This window comes from Membranihabitans maritimus, from assembly GCF_021729145.1.
In the GTDB taxonomy this organism is placed as follows: Bacteria; Bacteroidota; Bacteroidia; order Chitinophagales; family Saprospiraceae; genus Membranihabitans; species Membranihabitans maritimus.
Genome location: NZ_JAJSLW010000050.1, coordinates 1 through 1,913, shown reverse-complemented (window position 1 = coordinate 1,913; position 1,913 = coordinate 1). Strand labels below are relative to the sequence as shown.

At 46.0% G+C, this 1,913-nt stretch carries 2 protein-coding genes; both read left to right on the top strand.

Translation table 11 applies throughout. The features are described 5' to 3' along the window. Window positions 1–250: 250 nt before the first annotated feature. Window positions 251–583: a hypothetical protein gene (locus LVD47_RS23240; protein WP_236981106.1), complete on the top strand. Its 333-nt coding sequence runs from the start codon at window positions 251–253 to the stop codon at window positions 581–583. Then, window positions 583–1,851 (top strand): group II intron reverse transcriptase/maturase, encoded by a 1,269-nt coding sequence (gene ltrA / locus LVD47_RS23235; RefSeq protein WP_236981104.1) that lies wholly within the window; start codon window positions 583–585, stop codon window positions 1,849–1,851. The genes LVD47_RS23240 and ltrA overlap by 1 nt, the downstream gene beginning before the upstream one ends. Window positions 1,852–1,913 lie beyond the last annotated feature (62 nt).

The window sequence follows — 1,913 nt, the reverse complement described above, 5'->3', positions numbered from 1 at the left end:
TATTGAGTGTCACGAAACGATGCAGATTATGAATAGTTGATAAGCAGCATTGTGGCTGCACAATTGATGAGGGTAGGCCCCTCGGAGTCGGCATGCAGGTGCAGGCTCCAAACCGCCTCCAAGCTGCTTGGGTTAAATGTCCTGGTAGTGAGCGTTGGGGGAAAAGGCTCTTTAGAAGAGTCAGGTAAGTAATAAAGAAGACGAATAGGAATTAAATTGTAAACTGCCGCAGAGGCGTCGAAAGGGTTAAATGATGTCAAAACTAAAATCCAGTAGCATTTTTAGGAAGAGTAGCGAAGCTACCTGTTTACTGTCGCTATGGCATCCGGCGTATAGGCAGCGTGATCTTATTACAGGCGATTGTGTGGAACGTGAGAACCTGTCGTCACGATGCAAAGAGAAAACCTCAAGTAAAAGACACTACGAGAGGGAAAGTATCGAAGCGTGTCACGGGGGCGGAACTTTCCGTAGTAGTGAGGAAACTTCTGTAATGGGAGTGGAGCGAAGGGGAAGTATTACTGGGCTTTCTATATCACGAAGGAAACTGATTGCTAACAGGGTAATACAGGAGGTACGGAAGTGATGAAAGCAAAACCGTTCGAGATATCGAGATACTTATTGTGGAACGCCTTCAAACGGGTACGCTCCAACAAAGGGAGTGGGGGTGTAGATGGAGTAAGTCTTGGGGAATACAGCAAAGACTGCCAGAATAACCTCTACAAACTATGGAACCAAATGAGTTCAGGGAGCTATATACCTCCGGCAGTTAAGCTGAAGGAGATCAAGAAGAAGGATGGAGGAATTCGTCCACTGTGTATTCCAACGGTATCAGACCGAATTGCCCAAACAGTAGTAAAAATCTACTTGGAATCGGAATTAGAATCGATATATCACGAGGATTCGTACGGCTATCGTCCAAAGAAATCGGCAGCAGACGCTATAGCGCAAGCGCGCAGACGCTGCTGGAAACAAGATTGGGTGATAGACCTGGATATCAAAGGGTTCTTTGACAATATTCCGCATGAATTGTTGATGAAGGCGGTGCGTAAGCACTGTAAGGTAAAGTGGATGCTACTATACATTGAGAGATGGCTGGTAGCACCACTGGAGAAGGAGGATGGCACGCTAGTAGAACGTAAGAAAGGCGTTCCGCAAGGCTCGGTTATAGGACCGATATTGGCCAACCTCTACCTACATTACGGCATGGATATGTGGCTGGAGAAGCACTACCCCGAATGTAAGTTCGAGCGGTATGCGGACGATGCGATCATCCACTGTAGTAGTGAAAGACAAGCAAGAGAAGTAAGAGCACGACTGGAGGGAAGGCTTCAAACCTGCGGCCTTGAACTTCATCCACTCAAGACGAAGATCGTGTATTGTAAAGACAGCAACAGGAGTGGTAAATCGGAACATATATCGTTTGACTTTCTGGGCTATACGTTCAAACCAAGAATGGCGAAGAATAGAATAAGGGGAGTATGGTTTACCAACTTTTTACCTGCGGTAAGCAAGAAAGCGATGAAAACGATGAATGAGAAGATGAAGGGCTGGAAGGTGTTGAGAACCAGCAGTTGTACACTTACCTATCTTGCGCAGAGCATCAAACCTGTTATCCAAGGATGGATCAACTACTATGGAAAATTTTACAAAACAAAATTGATAAATTTTATGCACAATTTAAATGTAAAGATTGCCAAATGGGCAAGACGGAAGTACAAGCGACTCCGAATCAGTGATGAAAAGGCGATGAATTGGCTGGGCAACATCAGCCGGACAAGCCCGAAGTTGTTTGCTCACTGGGCGATCGGAGCGAAACCAAGTATTAACGGAAGAGTAATAAGAGCCGTATGACGGGAGACTGTCACGTACGGTTCTGTGAGAATCTCGGGCTGAGATGCCCGGGTTTACTCGAC

What these genes read in the sequence shown, in the direction of transcription:
- LVD47_RS23240 (WP_236981106.1), top strand. Translation starts at nt 251, where the DNA reads ATGATGTCAAAACTAAAATCCAGTAGCATTTTTAGGAAGAGTAGCGAA.
- ltrA (WP_236981104.1), top strand. Translation starts at nt 583, where the DNA reads ATGAAAGCAAAACCGTTCGAGATATCGAGATACTTATTGTGGAACGCC.